This is a genomic window from Pseudomonas sp. D4-21, from assembly GCF_051132125.1.
GTDB lineage: Bacteria > Pseudomonadota > Gammaproteobacteria > Pseudomonadales > Pseudomonadaceae > Aquipseudomonas.
Genome location: NZ_CP071664.1, coordinates 2,329,886 through 2,351,723 on the forward strand (window position 1 = coordinate 2,329,886; position 21,838 = coordinate 2,351,723).

At 58.3% G+C, this 21,838-nt stretch carries 18 protein-coding genes and 5 pseudogenes; 16 read left to right on the forward strand and 7 right to left on the reverse strand.

Annotated features, from left to right (window positions below; all coding sequences use genetic code 11):
• Positions 1-34: 34 nt before the first annotated feature.
• Positions 35-811 (forward strand): CHAD domain-containing protein, encoded by a 777-nt coding sequence (locus J3Q04_RS10645; protein ID WP_434606338.1) that lies wholly within the window; start codon positions 35-37, stop codon positions 809-811.
• Positions 812-1,632: 821 nt separating this feature from the next.
• Positions 1,633-2,064 (forward strand): NUDIX hydrolase, encoded by a 432-nt coding sequence (locus tag J3Q04_RS10650; RefSeq protein WP_434606336.1) that lies wholly within the window; start codon positions 1,633-1,635, stop codon positions 2,062-2,064.
• 112 nt (positions 2,065-2,176) lie between these two features.
• Here the strand turns inward: J3Q04_RS10650 and J3Q04_RS10655 are convergent, their stop codons facing one another.
• The 5 genes from J3Q04_RS10655 to J3Q04_RS10675 all read right to left on the reverse strand — a co-directional run bounded on the left by J3Q04_RS10655 (position 2,177) and on the right by J3Q04_RS10675 (position 6,454).
• Entirely contained in the window at positions 2,177-2,446 is a 270-nt protein-coding gene (locus J3Q04_RS10655; protein WP_434606333.1) for a hypothetical protein, read from the reverse strand.
• A gap of 1,452 nt (positions 2,447-3,898) precedes the next feature.
• Positions 3,899-4,477 (reverse strand): MFS transporter, encoded by a 579-nt coding sequence (locus J3Q04_RS10660; protein WP_434606331.1) that lies wholly within the window; start codon positions 4,475-4,477, stop codon positions 3,899-3,901.
• Between the two features lie 8 nt (positions 4,478-4,485).
• Positions 4,486-5,082 (reverse strand): MFS transporter, encoded by a 597-nt coding sequence (locus J3Q04_RS10665; protein ID WP_434606329.1) that lies wholly within the window; start codon positions 5,080-5,082, stop codon positions 4,486-4,488.
• 15 nt (positions 5,083-5,097) lie between these two features.
• Positions 5,098-5,691 (reverse strand): NADPH-dependent F420 reductase, encoded by a 594-nt coding sequence (locus J3Q04_RS10670; protein ID WP_434606326.1) that lies wholly within the window; start codon positions 5,689-5,691, stop codon positions 5,098-5,100.
• A gap of 10 nt (positions 5,692-5,701) precedes the next feature.
• Positions 5,702-6,454 carry a 3-oxoacyl-ACP reductase family protein gene (locus J3Q04_RS10675; RefSeq protein ID WP_434606323.1) on the reverse strand — a complete coding sequence of 251 codons (753 nt, stop codon included), beginning with the start codon at positions 6,452-6,454 and terminating at the stop codon, positions 5,702-5,704.
• 110 nt (positions 6,455-6,564) lie between these two features.
• Here J3Q04_RS10675 and J3Q04_RS10680 point away from each other — a divergent pair, with 110 nt between their 5' ends.
• Both J3Q04_RS10680 and J3Q04_RS10685 read left to right on the forward strand, forming a co-directional pair.
• Positions 6,565-7,491, forward strand: coding sequence for a LysR family transcriptional regulator (locus J3Q04_RS10680; protein WP_434606320.1), 927 nt, complete (start codon positions 6,565-6,567; stop codon positions 7,489-7,491).
• A gap of 847 nt (positions 7,492-8,338) precedes the next feature.
• Positions 8,339-8,483: pseudogene (locus J3Q04_RS10685) on the forward strand (transposase); the annotation flags it as partial.
• Positions 8,484-8,517: 34 nt separating this feature from the next.
• Here the strand turns inward: J3Q04_RS10685 and J3Q04_RS10690 are convergent.
• Positions 8,518-9,420, reverse strand: coding sequence for a LysR substrate-binding domain-containing protein (locus tag J3Q04_RS10690; protein WP_434606317.1), 903 nt, complete (start codon positions 9,418-9,420; stop codon positions 8,518-8,520).
• A 239-nt stretch (positions 9,421-9,659) separates the two neighbouring features.
• Here J3Q04_RS10690 and J3Q04_RS10695 point away from each other — a divergent pair, with 239 nt between their 5' ends.
• The 12 genes and pseudogenes from J3Q04_RS10695 to J3Q04_RS10750 form a co-directional block, all read left to right on the forward strand.
• A complete protein-coding gene (locus J3Q04_RS10695; RefSeq protein ID WP_434606314.1) occupies positions 9,660-10,505 on the forward strand; it encodes a transporter substrate-binding domain-containing protein in 846 nt (281 codons plus the stop codon).
• A 12-nt stretch (positions 10,506-10,517) separates the two neighbouring features.
• On the forward strand, positions 10,518-11,180 hold the full coding sequence (locus J3Q04_RS10700) for an amino acid ABC transporter permease (protein WP_434606311.1): 663 nt from the start codon (positions 10,518-10,520) through the stop codon (positions 11,178-11,180).
• 7 nt (positions 11,181-11,187) lie between these two features.
• Positions 11,188-11,907, forward strand: coding sequence for an amino acid ABC transporter permease (locus J3Q04_RS10705; RefSeq protein ID WP_434606309.1), 720 nt, complete (start codon positions 11,188-11,190; stop codon positions 11,905-11,907).
• Entirely contained in the window at positions 11,877-13,379 is a 1,503-nt protein-coding gene (gene argH / locus J3Q04_RS10710; RefSeq protein ID WP_434606306.1) for an argininosuccinate lyase, read from the forward strand. The genes J3Q04_RS10705 and argH overlap by 31 nt, the downstream gene beginning before the upstream one ends.
• Positions 13,376-14,116: an amino acid ABC transporter ATP-binding protein gene (locus tag J3Q04_RS10715; protein ID WP_434606304.1), complete on the forward strand. Its 741-nt coding sequence runs from the start codon at positions 13,376-13,378 to the stop codon at positions 14,114-14,116. Before argH ends, J3Q04_RS10715 begins: the two co-directional genes overlap by 4 nt.
• A 58-nt stretch (positions 14,117-14,174) precedes the next feature.
• Positions 14,175-14,686 (forward strand): annotated as a pseudogene (locus J3Q04_RS10720) (amino acid ABC transporter ATP-binding protein).
• Between the two features lie 350 nt (positions 14,687-15,036).
• Positions 15,037-15,696, forward strand: a pseudogene (locus J3Q04_RS10725) (cache domain-containing protein); the annotation flags it as partial.
• Between the two features lie 417 nt (positions 15,697-16,113).
• Positions 16,114-16,602, forward strand: a pseudogene (locus J3Q04_RS10730) (methyl-accepting chemotaxis protein); the annotation flags it as partial.
• A gap of 176 nt (positions 16,603-16,778) precedes the next feature.
• Positions 16,779-17,522: a gluconate 2-dehydrogenase subunit 3 family protein gene (locus tag J3Q04_RS10735; protein ID WP_434606302.1), complete on the forward strand. Its 744-nt coding sequence runs from the start codon at positions 16,779-16,781 to the stop codon at positions 17,520-17,522.
• 2 nt (positions 17,523-17,524) lie between these two features.
• The gene (locus J3Q04_RS10740; protein WP_434606299.1) at positions 17,525-19,300 is read left to right on the forward strand and encodes a GMC family oxidoreductase; all 1,776 of its coding nucleotides are present in this window, start codon (positions 17,525-17,527) and stop codon (positions 19,298-19,300) included.
• Positions 19,301-19,312: 12 nt separating this feature from the next.
• Positions 19,313-20,674: a c-type cytochrome gene (locus J3Q04_RS10745; protein ID WP_434606296.1), complete on the forward strand. Its 1,362-nt coding sequence runs from the start codon at positions 19,313-19,315 to the stop codon at positions 20,672-20,674.
• A 207-nt stretch (positions 20,675-20,881) separates the two neighbouring features.
• Positions 20,882-21,183: pseudogene (locus tag J3Q04_RS10750) on the forward strand (transposase); the annotation flags it as partial.
• 336 nt (positions 21,184-21,519) lie between these two features.
• On the opposite strand, the gene J3Q04_RS10755 reads toward J3Q04_RS10750, so the two are convergent.
• On the reverse strand, positions 21,520-21,822 hold the full coding sequence (locus J3Q04_RS10755; protein ID WP_434611607.1) for an ArsR/SmtB family transcription factor: 303 nt from the start codon (positions 21,820-21,822) through the stop codon (positions 21,520-21,522).
• Between the last annotated feature and the right edge of the window lie 16 nt (positions 21,823-21,838).

Genomic DNA, 21,838 nt, shown 5'->3' on the forward strand with positions numbered 1-21,838 from the left:
GTCTTTAGCGAACATTGATGACAGGAAGATGCTTATGTCCTTTGTTAGCAGGTACGTCGGTGAAATTCTTAAGCTCCAAGTCTCCCTCTACCATGCCCTGGCTCGTTTGGAGGCGTGCACTGATCCAGATGCGCTGCATGCCCTGAGGATTTCGGTACGACGCATCCGTAGCCTTCTGGCACCGGTTCGAAATATTGCGAGCATGGCGCCATTACGAGCTGCTGCGGCTGATGTCGGTCGCCTAACGACCCCCGTGCGCGACCTTGAAGTCATGATTCACGAGCTCACCGAAAGAGGTATGGGCGTTGAGGCAGAGCGGCGGCGAAGGAGGCTCCGTCCGAGCTATGTCGACATCCTGACCTCTAATGAAATGAATGAGCTATTTGCCAAACTGGACGAGTGGCCTTCCGCATTACGTGCATCTTTATTGGCAAACACGCCAGGTGGATTGGAGAAGCGGATCGAGAAAGCCCTCACCAAGCAGGTTGATCGTCTACATCTCGCGCTGAATGATCCGGATTTTGATCGTCATGAGTTACGCATATTGGTCAAGCGCACGCGCTATTTGACCGAGGCGTTTCCTACGATATCGCCACTTGGCAAGAAAGCTTCCAGTTCACTCAAGGCGGTACAGTCGGCATTGGGATCGTGGCATGACCACCATCAGTGGTGCCTGAAGGCGGAAGTTGAGCCTGATCTGAAGCCACTTGCGCCTGAGTGGGAAAGGGCGGCGCTAAAGGCCCTTGATGCAGCCGAGACCCGACTCCTGGAGCTGTCGAGGCTTTTGCCTAAGGTATCCGCCAAGCAATGAAATTCAGCGGGTAAAGTACAATCCGCTTAGTGGCTTCGGTCGGAAGTGGGGATAGCTCAGGTAGCTATTGGATTAGGCGCCAGTTCAGACGCAACAAGGCAGCCCTGAGTTTGTCGACAAAGACAGCTGCTGGCACTCTGTACGAGTGGTCGTGGACTCCCTGCATCACTGGCAATGCCTGCTTATGGAACCGTTTCAGGCACAGAGTCCATCACAATTCTCTACTTGCCGGTCTAGCTAGCGCTTGGCTGAGGTTTGATAATAGATAGAGACTCCCATTTAAGCGCCTTGGTTGAACGTCCCTGAAGGGCTGTGTGAGCGGAAACGATATAACAATGGAGGTTGCCTATGAGCTGCCTTATATGTGCAGGCCGTGCAGAGACTATCGAGGCCCAAGATTGGGAAGAGCGTCAATGTGATAGGTGTGGGCACTACAGAATGTCGAGGGCACTCATTTTGTGTCTGATGGAGCAGGGCCAGATTTTCGATGTAGAAAAAATGCGTTTATGGCTTGAGCAGCAGCGGGCAGTAGAGGCCATTCCCACCGTTGAGCTCCATGAGGCATTGCTGAAGCTCTGATCTGCATGGAGCTCGAACCCACCACTGGGAAGGCGCTGGATAGGGTGTGCACCGCTGCATTCGCGTGGTAAGCGGCAGCTTTCACAAACCTCAAACAGCTTGCTTAAAGCTTCACCGGCCTTTGCAGATAAACCATCCCAGGGCGCTAGTTGGTCATCATATCGACATGTGCATGACGCACTATCTTCAAGAGTATTCGCCGTGTCGGCATGGGTGGCGAATGAACGGATTGGAGATCGCTCATGGACGCAACGCAAGCAGTGGATTTCACGTGCAATGGTCTGAAACGGCGTGCGACGGTGATCTGTCGCCATGAGGAGGAAATCCTATTTGTGCGTAAGCGCAATGCAAAATGGAATCTGCCAGGAGGTCGCGTAGATAAGGGCGAGACACCTTTGCAAGCAGCGATGCGAGAAATGGCTGAGGAGACGGGACTGATATTTGACCAACTTTCCTACGTCTCGCGGTACGAGGATGACAAAGTCGTTCATTTCCTCTTCGAGGCGACACCGGGCCTTAACCAGAAGCCCCGTGCGGCCAATGAAATCGATGATTGCCGGTGGTTTACAGTAAAAGAGCTAGGCAAACGTAATGTCTGTGGCGCGATCAGGACGCTGCTGAAGTGCTGCGCGTCTGACGTAGGAAGCGGAGCAATGCTCGGTAAAGCCGGTTAGCTCAAATGAAGACATTCGTCTTTCGGCGGGTCTTTGTAGCATAACTCGGCGTATGTCTATGCCCGCTCAGCAGCCTCAGAACTGGGAACAAGCTTGTTGTCGGTGGGGACGTTCAAGCCCGCTTAAGCCCTGAATCAGCAACCTGGGTTAGGATCCCCTCCACGTATTGAGCTTTTAATTCTTCCACCATCGGACTCAGGATAGGGTTGTTTTTAAATCCCTTGAGCTTTGTGTCGATAGTCTGGGTGATCTGTCCAATAGCGGCATCAGCGCTTTCCCGATCGCTGGAATCGAAAGTGATGCATTCCAGTGTCTTATCGAGTGCCTTCAATACAGTCTCAGCTTCGCGCATCTGGATTCGGATAGCTTCTAGCGTCAGCAAGTGTCTGACCTCCTGTCTGTTGATGCTGGGTTCTTTCACTTTCAAATGTGCGGCTTTGAGTTTGGCAGTCGCGTGTGGATCATTTTACCCCATTGCGCTGATCGACGGCATGGCGCGCTTCCCTCAATCCTCCCCATGTCTTCGGGGGTAGGCTAGGGCTGGAGTTATCAGCGATACGCCAGGTTCCTGGCCGTGCCGTGGTTGCGGATCAGTAATGAGCTGGAGTCAACCTCACCTTGTGGTGTTCTTTATCTTCCTGTTGAACCCAGGCTAGAAAGATTAAAACGTCGAGAGATAAAACGCTTCGGTCAAGCAAGGCCGGAGTTTCTGGCTCGGGCAGCCCAGTATGATGAGGAAGGCGTCTCTGGACAGAGCTTGACCAGACATCAGGCGTAACTGTCTGAGCTTGCTTGTGCAGTCTTAATGCCTGAGGGAGACATGTCTGCTACAGATCGGGGACGGCAAAAGTCGACAGCCTGACCACACCGCCGATATGTGAACGTGGGTTGGCTATACGCTTACGAATCAACTGCATCCCAAGCGATAGAATCAGATTTCCCTCATTTCGCGTAGTCCCTTTCCAGGCGCACGTTGGCCGCTTTTGCGCCATCGAGAAGAGGGCTAGTCTCGCCCCGTGGCGGTGCTCAGTTGTGTCTGCGTACGGGTGGCCCTTTGGGCAGCCGGGTTTTGCTCAATGTTCCCCGGATTTGCAGACCTGTACGGAGCCGCCACCTCTCGCTCTGCAGGTGAAGGGGTGTGGTTGAAGCCACGAACGTCGAGATGCGTAAAAGGGGGCGGATGTATTTCCAAGGTCGACTGACTGCTCGGAGTCTAGAGCAGCCCTCCACGACAGATTGCTTTGGGTCGATAGCTGCCGATCATGCCGGCGGCTTTCGGCCAGAAGCAGAAGTACACAATGGGTAAAAATCTGGCCCCTTCCCTCGGTCAGGAGAAGCCGTCTGACGCTTGGTTTCACGTTCAACCCTGCTATCAACATCCTATGCGGGCGGATCAAGCAGCACCCAAAGTTGTGTAATTTTTCCATCGATGACTGTCGCCACATCGACGCCAGTTACCATGATAGGTCCATCTTTAGGTCCCGCTTGCCAACGCAGGTAGCCCAGCCCGTGATGGCCGATAGCGGCGCCCAGCGGCACGAATGAAAAATCTTCACCAAATTGCTCCTATAAGGCGCCCGCGACATTGGCGATAGACGCTTGCCCGCGGACAGTCTGGGAGGGTTCGTACATTATCGGTGAGGCTGAAAATAGTTGGCTGACCGCTTCAATCCGTTTGGCTGCATTACGTTGGTTGAAAACTCGGTCGAGGTTTGCGCGAAGCGCAGTATCGAAGTCAGGTTCGAAGGTATTTGAGGGTGAGTCGGTCATAAGGCACCTGTAGACAAGGGGAAAAAGGGCGCCGCGATGCAACGCTTGGTTAGTCACTGTGAAGTCAGGAGTTGGTCGCGCACACAGGGATTTTCACCGTCCGGGCCTGGCTAATAGTTGTCAAAGCGGCAGCCGCGACAGCGAATGCACCGCCCATAGCGATCGCACTGAGAACACCTAAGTGATCTACAGCGAGGCCGCCCGCCAATGCACCAAGACCGATAGATATCTGCGCGCTGGATACGAAGATCGCGCCCATCGCCTCCAGCCGGTCTGGCGCCATGCTAAACAGCCATGTCTGCATGGCGATGGGCAGCAGCCCGAAACCCAAGCCCCAGAGCATCACCAGCGCAATGACCATTGGCTTGGGCGTTACTCCTGCGGCCAGTAGAAACATGGGTATGCCCATCAGCAATGCGCTGAAAATGAGGGTGCGCGCTGCGTTTTTCGCGACGGCCCAGCCGCCGGCCAGATTGCCGAGAAACACAGCGATGCCGAAGCCCAGCAAGATGGCGCTCAACGCCATTGGCGTCACAGCGGCTTTGTTGAGCAGGTACGGCGACAGGTAGGTATAAGCGGCAAATTGACCTACAAAGATCGTCAATACAGCGGCCAGCCCAAGTCGGGTGGTCGTGCGTCGCAATACTTCGCCTAATGCCTGAACTCCTGCGCCAGCTGGGCCGGCAATGTCGGCAGCGTGCGGAGCAGGAGGAGCATGACAACCACTGACAGCGCGGCTGACACGCCAAATACCGTTCGCCAGCCGGTGAGTTCGCCAAGAATAGTCCCTGCCGGCACGCCCGCCACGGTGCCGAGTGACACACCAGAGAAAATCATTGAGGTTGCCCTGGCAGGCTGGAGGGGTTTCAGTCGCGGGCCCAGTGTGCCGCCTATGGTCCAGAAGCCGCCTACCGCAATCCCCAGCAAGGCTCTGCCGAGCAGTAACATCCATAGATCACTGGCAAATACTACGACGATGTTCGACAAAGCCAGCAGCGCCATTAACACGCACAGTACCTGACGTTTGTCGAAGGCCCGCGCCCACAATGATGTCAGGGGGGCGGTCACCGCCGCGAACAGGCCTGGCAGGGTAACCATCAGCCCGGTTTGCCCTTCGCTGATGCCGAACTCTTCAGCGACCTGAGGCAACAGTCCGACGGGTAAGAATTCCGTGGTAACCAGAACGAATGCCCCGATCCCCACGGCAGCGACCGATAGCCAAGAAGTGGACGAGTGTTCAGCGTTCACAATTAGCTCCTTGATTCAGCCATGTTTAACGAGATTGAGACCGGGCAGTGGCCCGCCTGGAAACTGGGCCAGTGCGCCTTGTTGCAGGCCGCCCAAATCGATCCCGAAGTAGCCCAGTCGAGTGATCAGATCGGCGACTTTCTGCTTCGCCTGAAGGTGCTCGCCGGAATAGAACAGCACACGCTTGCCGCCTTCTGCTGCTGGGTTTACCAGCAATGCCGGTGCCAAATGGTTGAACGCTTTCACCAACTGCGCGCCAGGCAGCATCCGCGAGACAACACTCGAGGAAGACTCACCACTCAAATCGAAAGGCTTGAACAGCGGCGCTTCGATGGGATTGTTGGTGTCCACGACTACACGCCCCTTCCAGGGCCCAAGAGGCTCAACGGCGGCGGCGATTTTCGACCAGTTCACGGCGAGAAAAACGATGTCCGCCTGACTGGCTTGTTGCACTGTCACTGCATGCGCAAGCGGACCCAGTTCGGCAATCAACGGTTCCAGGCTTTCCGGCCCACGACTGTTGCTGATGCTTACGTGCAAACCAGTACTTGTGAGTAACCGGGCGATAGCGGTGCCAATGGCTCCCGCGCCAATAATGCTGATGTTCATAACGACCTCCTTAAGCGGTGAAGCCGCCATCGACCACTAGTTCAGCACCGCTGACAAAGCCGGCTTCGGCACTGGCCAGGTAAGCCACCGCGCCAGCGATATCCCGGCCTTCGCCATAGCGACCCACCGCGATGTTGGGGCGTATAAAATCGGCAACCGGGCCATCGGCCGGGTTCATATCGCTGTCGGTAGGGCCGGGGTGCACGGTATTAACGGTGATGCCACGCGGGCCGAGATCGCGCACGAGGCCACGGCTGAAACCAGCCACTGCGCCTTTGGTCAGGGTGTAAGCAGACGCTGTAGCAAAGGCCGTGTACTGCACCATCGAACTGCCGATATGGATGATGCGACCGCCTTGGCCCATGTGCTTGAGCGCCTGTTGGGTGGCGACAAATACACCAGTGACGTTCACCGCAAGAATTCGTTGGAAGTCCTCGAAAGCGATGTCTTCCGGCGCGCCCAATACACTGATGCCGGCGTTGTTAACCAGAATGTCGATGTGGCCAAAACGCTGCCCAACCTCATTGACGGCAGCGCGCATGGCATCGGCATCACCGGCATCAGCGCGTAGCGCCAACGCTTGGCCGCCAGCCCTAGTGATTTCGCTGACCACGGCCTCAGCGCGATCAGCGGATGCGTTGTAGGTAATGGCGACGGTGGCGCCGTCCGCGGCCAGGCGTTTGGCGATGGCTGCGCCAATGCTGCGTGAGCCGCCGGTGACGATTGCGATTTTGCCGGTGAGAGAACGGTTGTGAGTGGTCATGGTGTATGCCTCGGTGTGTGTTTGGTAAGGCTATGAAACGCTTTTCACTCTTTCTCCAGTAGTGGGTAGTGACTAGTATTGCTTTCAACTAAAACTTGAAGATCGTCAATATGGAAACGTTCGGAAATTTGCTGTCCTTTGTACGCAGCGCCGAAACCGGCAGCTTTTCCGCTGCGGCGCGGCGCCTAGGCTTGACCCCTGCAGCAGTCAGCCGAAACGTGGCTCAGTTGGAGGCCAATCTCGGCGTTCGACTATTCCAGCGCAGCACGCGTCGCGTCACGCTGACCGAAGCGGGCGAACGATTTCTGAGCAATGTTGAGGGGGGGTTGAACAGCGTCCAGGCCGCTATTGCCGACGTCACCAGCAACGTCGGCGCGCCTGCCGGGGTGTTGCGTATCGCTGCGGCGCCGGGATTTGCACGGGACATTTTGTTGCCGTTGATGCCGGATTTTTTGCAGCGTTATCCAGGAATTATTCCTGAGTGGTATCTGGAGAACCGCCAGGTTGACCTGGTGGCTGAGGGGTTTGACGCGGCGATTGGTGGCGGCATTGAGCTGGCGCCAGGATTGGTGGCTAGGGATATTGCCCCAGCTCATTTAGTTTTGGTCGCAGCGCCGGCGCATGTGGCTGGACGGGGTCGCATACAGCGTCTGGACGATCTGCAGAAGCTTGATCATCTGGCCATGCGCTCAGTGCAAACCGGCAAAGTCAGAACCTGGATGCTACAAGGCCCCAAGGGGCAACGAAGCCCCCTTGATCTGGCGCCTCGCTTGTTGGTCAACGATCCGCAGGCGCTCTGTCAGAGTGCGTTGCTAGGTTTGGGTGTGGGGCTCCTGGCAATTCCTGATGTGCTGCCTTATCTCGAAGATGGCAGGCTGCAGCGAGTACTTCCTGATTGGTATGTTGATGCGGGCCATATCGCACTCTACTTTTCCAGTCAGAAACTGCTACCGGCTAAAACTCGCGTGTTCGTTGATTTTCTGGTCTCCTACTCCAGAGAACACAAGTGGACAGAGCGGTTCTCTGCCCGGCTGTGAACCCCGCGCGGGGCTGCCATATGCGGTTTGCCCGGTTTCGACATTTCCACTCACTCAGGAGCTATGGTTTTAGCAAAAGCAAGGATAAGGGGGAACACCGAACGTCTGCTTCTGGCCGATTGTGTTGAAAAAGCCGGCTTCGGTTTCCATGGCAGAAAAGTGCGCGTCTGAGATTGAAATCTGTGTTTAGCGCAGAGGGTTCAGGACTCAGATTTGACGTAGCGGCGTGCAAAAAAGGCGCTTTCACCGCTCAATGCATGGGTCACCAGGCCGGGTCGACTTTTTCAACACAATCGGCCGATTGCTGCCGGTCGCAGCGGACTAACTGAAGTACCTGCAAGGCTTCAGTCCGACTGTACTTTTCCCCAGGCACGCCACGGCTGTGGGGATGCTAAATCGGGCTGACGACACGACGTCATGTTAGACTTAGGGCTGGGCAAAACCTTCGTAAGCGTCCGGCCAGCACACCTTGCGTTAAACCGACTCCCATCGATGCGGAAGCAGCTCGGTAATTTCACTCATCCGCTGCGTCGGCAGACGTGTGAGAGCATCCTTCAGATAAAAACCATTCCGATACATACGACCGTTTGCGTTGCAGCTACATGCCCGATCAGCCTAACGTACTCTAAAGCAGCGCAGTCAGCGCATGATTCCATTTCTATTAGCTTGGCTCGATCTGTGAAAGCTCTCAGTCAATCCCAGGTAGCTTGGAAGTTGAACGTTTGCAGGTAAGTTTTTAGGGTCAAAGATCAGCTTGCTTTGATTTGCCTTGAGGCAAGCAACTGTAGTGGCCTAATGAAACCGGACACTCATTTAGGCGAGAATGCTCGCCAGATCGAGGTGTCAGATGACCAAACAACGCCGCTCTTTTTATTCCTGAACTCAAGCGCGAGGCCGCCGACCTCGTGCTCAAACAAAACTACAGCTATATCGAAGCCAGCCGTTCACTTGGCATTGGTGAGTCGGCAGTGCGACGCTGGGTTGACAAGATATGAACTCCGGTCGATTGACCAAGCGCCTCACTGCTCACTGCCAATCCTTCGCAACGGCAGTGAGCATTTCATGAATCAGTTGTCCGAACCGTTGTGTCAGCAGGCCTTGCGGCCTGTCTGCCGGTAGCAGCAGGTAGGTCGAGAAGCGTATCTGTGGGCGAAAGGGGCGGATTTCGATGCCAGTATGCAGGTACTCCAGCGCCACGATCGGGCTGACGATGCTGACGCCCAGGCCCAGACCCACCAACGAGCAGACCGTGGCGGCGTAGGGCGTTTCCAGGCTCAGTTTTCGGTGGCCCCGGTCCTCGGGGAATGCCCGGTCGACCCGGGCACGAGAGCCGTCGTTCTGCGACAGCGAAATGAATTCCTCGCCCTTGAGATCCTCCGGTCCGACGCAGGCCAGTGCGCTCAGGCGATGACCCTTGGGGAATACGCACACGCCTGGCACGTCGCAGATCAACCGGGTCGTCACCCCCGGCATGTCCTCGCCGACGTAGGACGCCAGCCCCAGATCGCAAAATTGCGAGGCAGTCCAATGGGCAACCACCGGTGAGTCGTTGGTATGGAGCGAGATCGCAACGTCCGGGTTCTCCTGGCGAAAGCGTTGGATCACGCGAGGCAACACCGTCAGCGACAGGGAGGGGACCGCGGCGATACGCAAGCGCCCCGTGCCGACGCGGCGGATGTTCTGCGCGGCTTTCTCCAGGCTGTGCAGCCCGATGAACGCTCGCTCGACATCGGCGAACAGCGCGGCCCCCTCGTCGGTGGGTATCAAGCGTCCGGCGACCCGTTCGAACAGCTTGAAACCAGCGTTGCGCTCAAGTTGGGCAATCAAACGACTGATGTTGGGCTGGGAGGTATGCAGGGACTCGGCCGCGGCGGTCATCGAGCCACTCAACATGACTGCGCGAAAGGCTTCGACTTGTTTGAAGTTCATGGCGTCCCATATCAATTTGGTATGAATGACTGATGAATTGTCATTTGTTTGCATGAGCCACAGGCTTTATAAATCTTTCCATCGACGTGAGCGCGAAGGCGGGAACGGCGATGCGGTTCGAGCATACGGCAGTCATAAGCATAAAAAAACGCCGCTCTTTATCTCATTTCTGCCCTTGTATTTTCACGGTGTCGTGCTGCCTCAGCCGCTCGATACCGATAGGTAAACCAGGAGGCATCATGTCGTTTTCATTCAAGATTCTTGGCAGTGCGCTGGCGTTCTCGTGCCTGACGCTGGGTGGCCTTGCCCAGGCCCGGGCAAGCGAATTGCCTGCGGTTCCCGATGAGATCAAGGAGGCCGGCCAGGTGCGTGCCGGCGTGCGTTGCGACCAACCGCCCTACGGTTTTCAGGACAGCAGTGGCCAGTTCGCCGGCGTCGAAGTGGAGATGGCCAGGCAGATCGCGCTGTGGTCGCTGGGCTCGAAAGACAAGGTGACGTTCACCTGCGTCACGGCGGAAAACCGCGTCCCGCAGTTGCTCGGGCGCAAGGTCGATTTCCTGATCGCGACCTTGGGCGTCACCCCTGAACGCTTGCGCGTCATCGACTTCACCACGCCTTATCGGTGGGGCGCCAGCGACGTGGTGGTGAAGAAGGACAGCCCGATCAGGAAAATCCCCGACCTCAACGGCAAGACCCTCGCCACCCTCAAGGGCTCGGTGCAGGCCAAGTGGTTCGAAGACCACATGCCAGGGGTCAAGACCTTGCGCATGAACAGCGCCGCCGATGCGCTGCAGACCTTCCGCCAGGGCCGCGCCGATGCCTACACCCATGATGCGGCGACGCTTGTGGTGGTGGCGGACAATGACAAGGACGCGCGCTTGCTCAACGAGCCGTTCCAGATTTCCGATGCGGCGATCGGCGTGCGCAAGAACGACGAGGCATGGCGTGACTACCTCAGCGCCGCCATCGCGCGCATGCATGAGGAAAAGCTGTTCCGTGGCTGGATCCAGCAGTTCGTGCCCCAGGGCATCCAGAGCTACTACATAAGCGTCTTCGAGCAGCCCAAGCCTGCCGAAGCCCTTTGAGCGGACGTCACCATGGATTTTGACTTCAATTATCTGTTGGCCCAGTGGCCGGCGCTGCTCGATGGCGTGCAGATGACGTTGCGCGTGTCGGTGCTCGCCATCGGTTGCTCATTGCTCGTGGGTGTCCTCGGCGGCGCGGCGCGGGTGATGAAAGTGCCGGTGCTGGCGCAGGTCGTGGCGCTGTACGTGGAGCTGATCCGCAACACGCCGATCCTGGTGCAGTTGTTCTTCATTTTCTATGGGTTGCCCGCCATCGGCCTGGGGCTGTCGCTGTTCTGGTCGGGGGTGTTGTGCCTGTCGCTCTGGGCCGGGGCCTATCAGATCGAGAACGTGCGGGGAGGGCTGGCGACCGTGGAGCAGGGCATGCGTGAAGCCAGCGTGGCGCTGAGCCTCAAGCCCAGTCATTACTTTTGCCTGGTGGCCTTGCCCATCGCGTTCAGGACCAGTTTGCCGGCGATGCTGAACACGGCCATTTCGTTGCTCAAGAACTCGTCCTACCTGCAGGCCATCGGCCTGGCCGAGCTGACGTTCGTCGCGGTGGATCGCATTGCCACGGATTTTCGTGCCATCGAAATGTTCAGTGCCATTTGCGTCATCTACCTGGCGCTGGTGGGGATCCTGGCGCTGTTGACGGGACGGCTCTCGGCCCGCTTGCAACGACCTTTCCAACACTGAGGCCGGTATGAATTTTCTGATCGAAAACTGGGCCTTCGTATGCAAGGGCCTGTGGATGACCTTGCGCCTGGCGTTGGTGGTGCTGCTGTTCACTACGCTGATCTCCGTCGTTCTCGGGGTGCTGGCGACGTTGAAGAATCGTCTGTTGCGGTGGACGATCCATGGCTACGTCGAGCTGTTTCGTTCGATCCCGTTGATCGTCAATGTGTTCTTCATCTTTTTCGGTGCGCCGATGCTGGGCCTGGACTTGAGCCCGTTCGTGGCGGTGACCACCGGCCTGACCCTGTGGGGCAGTGCCAACGGCATCGAGATCGTGCGCGGTGGCCTGGAGTCGGTGGCGCGCCACCAATGGAAAAGCGCCTGGGCACTGGGCCTGCGGCCCTGGCAAATCTATCTCTACGTGATCGCGCCACAGTCGATGCGCGCCATCCTTCCGGCGTACACGGGCCTGCTGACCATGCTGGTACAGGCCACGTCCCTGGGGGCGCTGGTGGGTGTCGGCGAGTTCCTCAAGGTCGGCCAGATCATCATCGAACGGGATACCGTCATGACCGGCGTGAGCCCTGCGTTCACGGTCTACGGCCTGGTGTTGCTGGTGTATTTCGTCATCTGTTCCCTGCTGAGCTGGCTCAGCCGTTATCTCGAACGTCGGCTGGGTCGCCCAGTGACGCGTGCCACTCCTGAAGAGGTTTCAACATGCAAGCATCCAAAGTCAGCCGGCGTTTGAAGGAAGCCACCGCGCCGGAAGTCAACGAGTACATCTATCGGCCGCGCCTGCAGGGCTTCGCCGAGGGTTTCGAGCTGTTGGGCAATATCAACAAGGCCCACATCGTGATGCTTGCCGAGCAAGGCCTGATCAAGGATGAGCACGCCGCCGTGTTGGCCAGGGGCGTACTCGAAATGGAGGAGGCCGGGCCTGGCGAGGTGGCCCTCGATCCGTCCCGTGAGGATGCCTACTTCAACTACGAGGCCCACCTGATCGGGCAAATTGGCACCGACATTGGCGGGCGCCTGCACACCGGCCGCAGCCGCAACGACATCCTCGCCACGCTCGACCGGCTGCGCTGCCGTGAGGTGCTGATGGACCTGGTCGAGGCATTGCTGGTAGTCCGCCAGACAGCCGTCAACAACGCCGAAGTGTTCGCCGATGTGGTGATGCCGGGTTATACCCATCTGCAACCGGCGCAGCCGATCACCTATGGCTATTACCTGTCGGCGGTGGAACAGGCGTTGGCGCGCGACTGCAAGCGCCTGACCCAGACCCTGGAATCGATGAACCAGAGTCCGCTGGGCGCGGCGGCCTTTGCCGGGACGCCATTCAACGTCGACCGGGGGCGCACGGCCGAACTGCTGGGTTTCGACGGCTATCTGGACAACGCCCTGGACGCGGTCGGCTCCAGGGATTTCATTCTCGAAAGCCTGTCGCACCTGAGCCTGTTGGCGGTGTTCTGGAGCCGCGTGGCCCAGGATTATTTCGTCTGGAGCACTCACGAATTCAGCCTGATCGACTTTCCCGACAGCGTGGCCGCGACGTCAAGCATCATGCCCCAGAAGAAAAACCCCACGGTGCTGGAGTACCTAAAAGGCCGCAGCGGGCATATCGTCGGCCTGCTGATGGGGGCGAGCATCAGCATCAAGGGAAGCAATTTCTCCCATACCGGCGACGGTAATCGCGAGGGCATCCGTGGCTTCTGGGAGGCCGCCGAAGAAAGCCTGCGCTGCCTGAAACTGTTGGATCTGGTATTGCGCACCGCAACGCCGAATATCGAGCTGGCGGTACGCCGGGCGGGCGAGGATTTTTCAACCGCCACCGGCCTGGCCGACCTGATCGTGCAGGAAGCGGACCTGTCGTTCCGCGAGGCCCATCATGTTGTCGGTGGGGTCGTGCGCATGGCCATGGACGCGGGCATGCTGGCGCACCAGATCGATAGCGCGATGGTCGATGTCTGTGCCCTGGAGCAGCTGGGGCATGCGCTGAATCTGCCGGCCCAGAAGGTGCGCGACTGCCTTGATCCGACCGCCAACGTCCAGGCGCGGATTTCGGCGGGCGGTCCGTCGATGGCGTCACTAAAACCGAGCCTGCTGCGCGCTAACGCCAGAATCGCCACCGAGCGTCAAGCCAACCAGGCCCGTCGTGATCGCCTGGCGGCTGCCCATGAGCGTTTGCAAGCAGCGACCCGGGCGCGGGCGGGGCTATGAAAAGCATGTTGACGGTACGTGGGTTGCACAAGCGGTTCGGTGACCATGAGGTGGTCAAGGGTGTGGACCTGGACGTTGCCGAAGGCGAAGTGGTGGTGATCATCGGTCCCAGCGGCTCTGGAAAATCCACCTTCATTCGCTGCCTCAACAGCCTCGAAGTGCCCTCGGCTGGCAGTGTGGTGATCGGCAATAGCGAGTCGATCAAGGCGGGTGATCGCAAGGCACTGGCGAAGTTGCGGGAGGAGGTGGGCATGGTGTTCCAGGACTACACCTTGTTCCCGCACCTGTCGGTGATGGCCAATATGATCCTGGCGCCGGTCAAGCTCAAGCGCGCGACCAAGGCCGAGGCCCAAAGCGCTGCGCTGGCACTGCTGGACCGCGTCGGACTTCGGCATAAGGCTGACGGGTACCCCTCCGAACTGTCGGGTGGGCAGCAACAGCGCGTGGCGATCGTCCGTGCCTTGGCCATGAAGCCCAAGCTGCTGCTGTTCGATGAGCCCACCTCGGCGCTGGACCCGGAAACCGTTGGCGACGTGCTGAACGTGATGAAGGGGCTGGCCGCCGAAGGCATGACCATGATTGTCGTGACCCACGAAATGGGCTTTGCCCGGGAAGTGGCGGACCGGGTGATTTTTTTCGACGCAGGGCGGATTGTCGAGATGGGGCCGCCGTCGCAGATATTTACCGCGCCCCATGAAGCGCGGACGCGACAGTTCCTGCAAGCGGTCCTTCATTGAAGCGCAGATATTCAGGCCGCTGTTCGACATGAGCGGGCCTGCAGCAGGGGAGTTTGTGATGAATGAAGTGATCACCGGGCCTGCGGGCGCCGACGGCATGATCCGCATGGAGGCTGTCTACAAATGGTACGGCCAGTTCCACGTGGCGCCGATGTGGTTGCGCAAGATGCCCAAGCGCAAGGCCGAGGAAATCGCCATGCATTATCTGGAGCGCGTGCGCATTCCGGAACAGGCGCACAAGTACCCGGGCCAGCTCTCCGGCGGTCAGCAGCAGCGCGTGGCGATTGCCCGTGCCTTGTGCATGAAACCGAAAATCATGCTGTTCGACGAACCGACCTCGGCCCTCGACCCGGAAATGGTGAAGAGGTTCTGGACACTATGATGGGCCTGGCCGAGGACGGCATGACCATGCTCTGCGTGACCCACGAGATGGGTTTCGCCCGCACCGTGGCCAACCGCGTGATCTTCATGGGCAAGGGCGAAATCGTCGAACAGGCCGCGCCGAACGATTTCTTCGATAACCCGCAGAACGACCGAACCAAACTGTTTTTGCGCCAGATCCTGCATTGATTGATCTTCTAAAAATACCATCTCTGGGTTCAACTGTGAAATGTCTCGATATCAATCGTCACCGCCTTCAACAACTTATCCAGGCGTACCTCATCAGAACGACATCCGGTGGCGCATGCGATTACTTTTCCTAGAGTTCGTTCTGTGGCGTCAAAATGACATCATTTATTTCAAGATAATTCATCCTGGGCCGATACGCTAAAAACAATATTGACCTGGAGGGCATTTCGTTCATGAAGCTTACAGTCAAAGGCAAGTTGCTGTGTCTGGCTATCATCCCCGCATTAATGTTCGCATTGATCACCAGCGCACTGGCGTCGTGGATGTTGCAGCGTACTGCGGATCAGCAAATGATTGAGACCCGCGAGAGCTTGATCCAGCGCAATCGTGACGTGCTGAAGAACTATGTGCAGGTGGCCCTGACGACCATCAAGCCGCTGCACGATGCCTCGGCTATGGGCGATATGGCCTCCCGTGACAAAGCGCTTGAGTTGCTCAAACCCGTCAAGTTTGGTGATGAAGGCTACTTCTTTGGGTACGATACCAAAGGCGTTCGCGTCTTCCGTGGCGACAGCAACGCCGGGGTCGGCAAAAGCTTCTGGGACGTTCAGGACCCCGACGGTTCCTTCCATTATCGGACCTTTGTCGAGGTGGCCAAAAACAACAAGCACTACATCGACTACTTCGCACCAAAACCGGGCCAAGAGAGTGTGCAGGTACCCAAGCTTGGCTACACCGTGTACCTGGAAAAATGGGACATGGTGCTGGGCAGTGCCATCAATATGGATGACATCGACGCCGCCATGGCCCTGGAACAGGCAGCGGTCACCGAGCGCACCCGCGCTTTGCTGGGCAGCATCTTCCTGTTGACGCTGGTGTTGTTGCTGGTTACCGCAACGGCCGGTGTCTGGACGGCCAATGGCGTTGTCCGCCCGTTGCGTGTACTCAAGACCAACCTGGATGACATCGCCGCCGGTGACGGCGACCTGACCCATCGTCTGACGGTCACCAGCAACGATGAGCTGGGAGATCTCGCCGCCTCCTTCAACCGCTTTATCGACAAGATCCACGCCATGGTTGGCCAGGTCGCGAAGATGACCACCGACCTCGACGGCCTGGTGCATCAGGCAACCCAGCAAACCCTGCGCTCTGAGCAAGCGATGCAACGCCAGCGCAATGAAACCGATCAGGTCGCCACCGCCATCCATGAAATGTCGGCGGCCGCCCAGGAAGTCGCAGTCAGTGCCCAACGGGCCGCCCAGGCCGCGGCAGAGACCGATCAGCAAGGCCATGCCGCACGGACTGTGGTAGGCGACAATATCAAGGGTATGAACGCGCTGGTATCGGATATCCGCATGAGTGGTACCAGTCTTGACAGCCTGCAGCAGGACGTACGCTCCATCGTCTCGGTGCTCGACGTGATTCGCTCGATCGCGGACCAGACCAACTTATTGGCACTCAATGCCGCGATTGAAGCCGCGCGTGCCGGAGAAGCCGGGCGCGGTTTTGCCGTGGTTGCCGATGAAGTTCGTGCGCTGGCGAGCCGTACGCAACTGAGTACCCAGGAAATCCAGGGGATGATCACGCGCCTGGAAACCGGCACCACCGACTCGGTCGCCGCTATGCAACGTTCGACCGAAGCGGGCGAAAGTGCCAACCAGCAGACCAACAAAGTCGGCGCTTCGCTGGATTCGATCTCGGGCCTGATCGGCACGATAAACGCCATGAACGCGCAAATCGCCAGCGCCGCCGAAGAGCAGACCTCGGTCGCCGAAGAGATCAACCGCAGCGTGCATCAGATAGCGGGTGCGGTGGAAAGCCTGGCCGATGAGACCGAGCAAAGCGCTAACACCATGCGCGAAGTGTCTGCACTGGGTGCCAATCTCAACAAGCTGGTCAGCCAATTCAAAATTTGACGGGTGGTTTAGCTTATCGCCAGCCTGGCAACGGTGGCGATAGCGGTTTAGTAATGACTGATTCGTTAGCTTGATCATGATTAGGTAGCAATCTAGCTACCTTCCATGCAGCGAATCATAAGAAAAATCAGCACAACCGAAACACCCCCGTGTTTAGACTCAGGAGTGATCTAGCGATGTCCGATAACGATACCTCGCCGGGGCGTCGCGACTTTTTGCGCAAGTCGCTGACGCTGATACCCGTTGTAACCCTGGCCAGTGCTGGCCTTCCCACTGCTGCTTTTGCTCGGACCCCAGTGAGTGATGCCCGATCTGGCGCACAACCGGCGGGTGAAACCGATCACTACAAGCCGACGTTTTTTACGCCTGAAGAATGGGCGTTCCTGATCGCGGCTTGCGACCGTTTGATCCCCTCCGACCAGGTCGGTCCTGGCGCCGTTGAGTTGGGCGTGCCTGAGTTTCTCGACCGCCATATGCACACTCCCTATGCCAACGGTGGGATCTGGTACATGCAGGGCCCGTTTATCGAAGCGGCACCAGAGTTTGGTTACCAAGGGCGATTAACGCTGCGCGAAACACTGCGCGTGGGCATCAAGGCTTTCGACGCCAGCTGCAGGAAATCCTTTTCTGGCAAAACCTTCGCCCAACTGACGACTGCCCAGCAGGAAGAACTGCTTAAGAGTGCCGAGAGCGGCAAGCTGGCGCTGGAGGACATTTCTTCGAAGTTGTTCTTCACCAACTTGCTCAATGAAGTGCGCAACGGCTACTTCGCCGACCCTTCTTACGGTGGCAATAAAAACATGGGCGCCTGGAAGATGATCGGTTATCCCGGCATGCGCGCCGATTATATGGATTGGGTGACGGTGCGTGACAAACCGTACCCGCTGCCGCCGGTCGATCTGGCCGGACGGAGGGGTTGAGCATGGCGAACGTTAAACCAAAAGTGGATGCCGTGATTGTCGGCATGGGTTGGACCGGGGCGATCATGGCCAAGGAGCTCACCGACGCCGGATTGACGGTGGTGGTGCTGGAACGCGGCGCTGATCGCGACACGCAACCTGATTTTGCCTACCCAAAAGTGGTCGACGAACTCGAAGGTTCGGTGCATCGCCGCTACCTGCAAAGCCTGTCCCAGGAAACCGTTACCGCGCGGCACAACCTGACGTCCACCGCCGTGCCGTATCGGCAGATGGGTTCGTTCAAGCCCGGCACCGGTGTGGGCGGCGCGGGCAGTCACTGGTCAGGCTGTCACTTTCGGGCCTTGCCGGAAGACTTCAAGCTGCGCAGCAATGTCGAGCAGCGCTATGGCGCGAAGTTCATTCCCGTCGACATGACCATCCGGGATTTTCCGGTCACCTATGAAGACCTTGAACCGCACTTCGACCACTTCGAATACGTGTGCGGCACTTCCGGAAAAGCCGGCGTGATTCAAGGCGTGAAACAGCTGGGCGGCAACCCGTTTGAAGGCTCGCGCTCGCGAGAATTTCCGTTGGGCCCAAATCCTAACTATCTCGGCGCGGAGATGTTTTACGGCGCGGCTCGCGAGATGGGCTGGGACCCGTATCCGATCCCGGCGTCCAACGCCTCGGCGCCTTACGTCAACCCGTATGGCTGCCAGATGGGACCGTGCAACGCCTGCGGGTTCTGCAGTGATTACGGTTGCCTGAACTACTCTAAGGCAAGCCCGAATATCAGCATTTTGCCGGTGCTGCGCCAGCGCAAGAATTTCGATTTGCGCACCCATGCGCAGGTTCTGAAAGTCAATATCGACAGCGATGGCAAGAAGGCCACCGGCGTGACTTACCTGGATGCCCAGGGCACTGAAGTCGAGCAGCAGGCCGATCTGGTCCTGCTTTGCGCGTTTTCCCTGTACAACGTGCATCTGATGCTGCTCTCGGGTATCGGCAAACCTTACGATCCGCAGACTGGCGAAGGCACCATTGGCCGCAATTACTCGTACCAGAACCTCAATCGCGTGGTGCTCTTTTTCGGCAAGGATGTGCAAGCCAACCAGTTCATCGGTATCGGTGGCGCGGGCACGACGATGGACAATCTCAACGGCAACCAGCTCGATAATGCCAAGGCTGGATTCGTCGGGGGCGGCATCATCTGGGCACGTCAGCCGGGCGCCGGTCCGGTGCGCGGGATCAATGTACCGCCGGGTACGCCAGCCTGGGGTGCGCAGTGGAAACAGGCGGCCAGCGATGCGTTCCGTCACTCGTTCTACTTCGAAGTGCAGGGCGCCTGCATGTCGTACCGTCAGCATTACTTGAGCCTTGATCCGACCTACAAGGACGGCTTTGGGCGACCGCTGCTGCGGATGAACTTCGACTGGCACGACAACGAAATCAAGGCCTCGCAATTTCTGGTCGGCAAGGCGCTGGAGATGTCGAAAATCCTCAACCCGACTGCCGTTGCCGGCGACGCAAAGAAACCGGGCGAGCATTACAACATCACCAAGTATCAGAGTACTCATACCTGTGGGGGCGCGATCATGGGCAGCGACCCGAAGACCTCGGCGTTGAACCGGTATCTGCAATCCTGGGACGTGCATAATGTGTTCGCTATCGGCGCCAACGCGTTTCCGCAAAACAATGGCTATAACCCGACCGGAATGGTGGGGGCGCTGGCGTATTGGTCTGCCAAGGCGATTCGCGAGCAGTACCTGAAAAATCCCGGCCCGCTGGTTCAGGCATAAGGAGCACAACCCATGAAAAAGTTTCTCCTGAGCCTGGCAGGACTAAGCGTAGTGGTGCTGGTCGTGCTGTTGGCATTCGCTTTCTGGCCGACGTACACCCGTGCGCTGCAGGCTGCACCTGAAGCGCAGCAGGCGGCGCTGATCGAGCAGGGACGCTACCTGGCCGACGCGGGCGATTGCACCGCTTGTCACACGACCCAAGGTGGCCAGCCGTTCGCCGGCGGCCTGCCGATTGCCTCACCGATCGGTACGCTTTACAGCAGCAATATCACCCCTGACCCAACATCCGGCATCGGTGCTTACACACTGGATGATTTTGACCGCGCGATTCGTCACGGCATCGCCGCCAATGGCGACAGTCTGTACCCGGCCATGCCTTATCCGGCCTACGCGAAAATCAGCGATGATGATGTGCGGGCGCTGTACGCGTACTTCATGCATGGCGTCACAGCGGTCAATGCCGAGAACCGCGCCAACGATGTAGCGTGGCCATTGTCGATGCGCTGGCCGCTGGCGATCTGGCGCAAGGTGTTTGCACCGCAGCCCGATGCCGTGGCATTCAAGGCCGACGGCTATAAGGACGCTCAGGTGGCACGCGGTGCCTATCTGGTTCAAGGTCTTGGGCATTGCGGCAGCTGCCACACGCCGCGTGCGTTGACCTTGCAAGAAAAGGCGCTGGATGAGTCAAGCCCGGTTTACCTTTCGGGCGGGTCGGTGATCGATGGCTGGCTGGCGGTGAACCTGCGCGGGAATCCGGCGGACGGTCTTGGCAGTTGGAGCGCCGAAGACATCGTCGCAACACTGCGCAGCGCCCGCAGCACGACCCATGCGGTATTGGGTGGCGCAATGGGCGATGTGGTGGTTCACAGCACTCAGCACCTCAATGATGGCGACGTGCAGGCGGTGGCCGCCTACTTGAAAACGCTGCCAGCCAGCGGGCGCGAGGTATCGAGCTTCAAGGCCGATCCAACGACTGCCAAAGCGTTGGCTGTCGGGGAAGAGGGCAGTCGTGGCGCCGAGTTGTACCTCGACAACTGTTCCGCCTGCCACCGCACCAACGGCCAGGGTTACGAGCGGGTCTTCCCGAAAATCGCCGGGAACTCCTCGGTGCTGTCGGAAGATCCGGTGTCGATGATTCGTCTGGTGCTGGCTGGCAGCAAGCTGCCCGCGACCGCGACTGTACCTTCCGAACTGGGCATGCCTGGTTTTGCCTGGCGTATGTCGGACGAGGAGGTGGCGCAACTGCTAACCTTCATCCGCAGCAGTTGGGGCAATCAGGCCCCGGCGGTAAACGCGGCCCAGGTCAAGCAACTGCGGGACACGCTGCCGAAGGAATCGCCAGCGGTGTCGCGCACGGACATCGCCGAGCCATAAGACTCTGAGGCGGGCTGACTGCCCAAGTCAGTCCGCCTGGTTTGGTGAACGCTACGTGGAGTCACGCTATGTCCTTGGAAGGTTTGACTTGAATTGATGCGCCGGAGTTAGGTGTCAACACTACGGACCGGAGCAGTTCGCTTCGGTCAACAATATCGGAATTGACTGTTCTAATTCTGTAAACCTGCAGCGCTCTGCACTGGAACCGCGGGGGAGGCGCTGGTCTGGCGCTATACCAACATTGAAACAGGCCTGACGTTGCACCGTTACTGGTGTTCGAAATGCCGGGGCTGCGCCTTGAAATCGCAGTGCACACCGAGTACGGAACGACGATTTCGACGCTGGGAGCATGAAGCCGTATTAGAGGAAATGCAGGCCCGACTGAGCAACGCGCCGGAGATGATGCGGGTCCGAAAAACAAGAAGGTTGAGCGTCCCTTCGGGACGCTCAAGCAATGGATGGGTGCGACGCGCTTCCTGACCCGAAAGCTTAACGGGGTGAGTGCGGAGCCGGGTCGGTTAGAGCACTTGGAGGCAGGCAGCTATCGGCCACAAACGGATGTCCAGAGGAGGAGACAAACGTGCCACCGCGGCAAGCGGCTACTTGTCTCGGTGGCAGTATCGCCGTGGCAGTGGCTTAGCGTTTGAGGAAACAGCTGAGTGCGAGTTTGTTTGCTTCGTCAAGGCTTGCCTCGCTCTCCTTGAACTACTTCCTTTGCAGCCCTGATAACCGCAGCTAGTGCCGTCGACAACAGGGATGGTTCGATCGCCTGCCGGTTGGCTCAAACAGGGCGACTCGAGGGAGGCAGGTCGGCAGTAACGTCAATACGTATCGTGCAACCGGCATCAGTCAAGCTGAGAAAGGATCGTTTCCAACAGGCCAGGAAATCGATTGTCCAAATCGGCCCGGCGCAGCGAGTTCATATGGGTGGTGCCGATGGTCTGGGTCTGAACCAAACCGGCGTCTCGCAGCACTCGAAAATGATGAGACATTGTCGACTTCGGCCGGCCACCGTCCAACTCGCCACAACTGGCCTCGCCCAACTCGTCAAGGCGCCGCACGATCTCCAGGCGCACAGGATCGCTCAAGGCGTAAAGCAGACGCTCAAGAACGAAATCGCTAAGTGAAGGATGTCTGTAGGGGCGCATGAACGAATCATACACG